2 protein-coding genes are annotated in these 1,440 nt (G+C 28.2%); both read left to right on the top strand.

What is annotated here, in order from left to right; translation table 11 throughout:
• Nucleotides 1-370 (top strand): ABC-three component system middle component 1 (locus C0512_RS15615; RefSeq protein ID WP_290863239.1); only part of this gene is annotated, 370 nt, incomplete at its 5' end.
• The coding region (locus C0512_RS15610; protein WP_290863237.1) for an AAA family ATPase at nucleotides 367-1,440 on the top strand (1,074 nt) is incomplete at its 3' end. The genes C0512_RS15615 and C0512_RS15610, both read left to right, overlap by 4 nt.

The following is a 1,440-nucleotide window of genomic DNA, read 5'->3' as shown; positions in this document are numbered from 1 at the left end:
AATTGCATTAAAATACCAATCTAAATTAGAAACAGTGTATGAAAAATGGAATCTCTACATCATATATATAACGAGTGATATAACTCCCAAGGAACTTAAAAACAAAATTGAGAATGATAAATTTTCAAGTAGAAAGATTGTTGAGGATTCTCATAATAAAGATATTAGTGAAGATGAGGCGAATCGCTTAATTGTAAAACATATTACTAATGCAGATTTAAAAGAAATTGTTGAGGAGACTCAAGAAGTCACTATTTCAGAATACATCCCTAAAAATGAAAAGCTTTGGGAACTGTTATTAGATGAAGAAAAACTTATTGGCGACAGGAAAGCTCAAGAAGCGTTTGTTAAAAAAATAACTACATTATGAAAATTAAAAGTGTAAAAATTACTGGTTTCAGAGCATTTGAAAAAGAAGAAGATGCCACTTTTGATTTTACGAAAGGTGGTGAAATAATGAATTTCGCTTCAATATATGCTCCCAATGGGTTTGGTAAAACTTCTTTCTATGATGCTGTTGAATGGGGAGTTACTCATAAAATTCAACGTTTCGATAGGATGGTGGATTTTGAAAAAGTAAGAAAAGATAATGACTCTCCCTTGTTATTAAATAAGGCTTCGTTGTCAGGAAAAGTGATAGTTGAAACTAGTTCGCAAAATTTTGAGAATACTATCAATAAAAAGAAGGTTTATAAGTATAATGAAAAACCTGTAAACGAGTATTTTCAAAATCAAATATTAACTCAAGATTTAATAGATGCTTTTCTGAAAGAAGAGAAAGCCGATAAACGCTATGAAAACTTCTTGGAAATTGATGATAATTTAAAAAAATATGACTCAGCATATAAGAAGATCATTCGTCTACTAGAGTATATAAAAGATGAAAGAAAAGATTTAGTCGATAGAAAAAATAAAGAAGAAGCTAAATATCAAGTTGAGATTGATTTTGAACAAGAGTTTAAAAAATTTGATGAAATTAATGAAGTAATCAATTCGCTCAATAAAGAAAATGAAAACTTAAATTTAATTGATCGAAATACATTCAATCAAACTTCTTATGATAATCTATCTAGGAATATTGATGTTCGATTGTTAATACTGGAAGAAGAATTAATCAAGGCTAAGTTACGTATCGATACAATAATATTGGCTAGAGATGGGAAAGAATCTGAAGACAGTAAATTAAGTAGCGGAGTTTTATCTTATCTTGAGAATAGAAGTGAAATTCTAAAACTAGATGATCAAATTAAAGAATTAGATAAGATAATAAAATGGTTTGAAGAACAAGAAAAGGTTATTAACGAATTCAGTGTTATCGATGAGAATTTAAAAATCCAGCAAAATAGATTGGAAAGAGCTCTTAATATTGAGAAGCAGCTTGAAACATTTTTTAATATACAAAAAGAGATTGATAATTTACAGAAGAATATTACGGAGTTT

Source organism: Flavobacterium sp. (assembly GCF_013822155.1).
Taxonomy (GTDB): Bacteria; Bacteroidota; Bacteroidia; order Flavobacteriales; family Flavobacteriaceae; genus Flavobacterium.
This window is presented reverse-complemented; position numbering and strand designations above follow the sequence as displayed.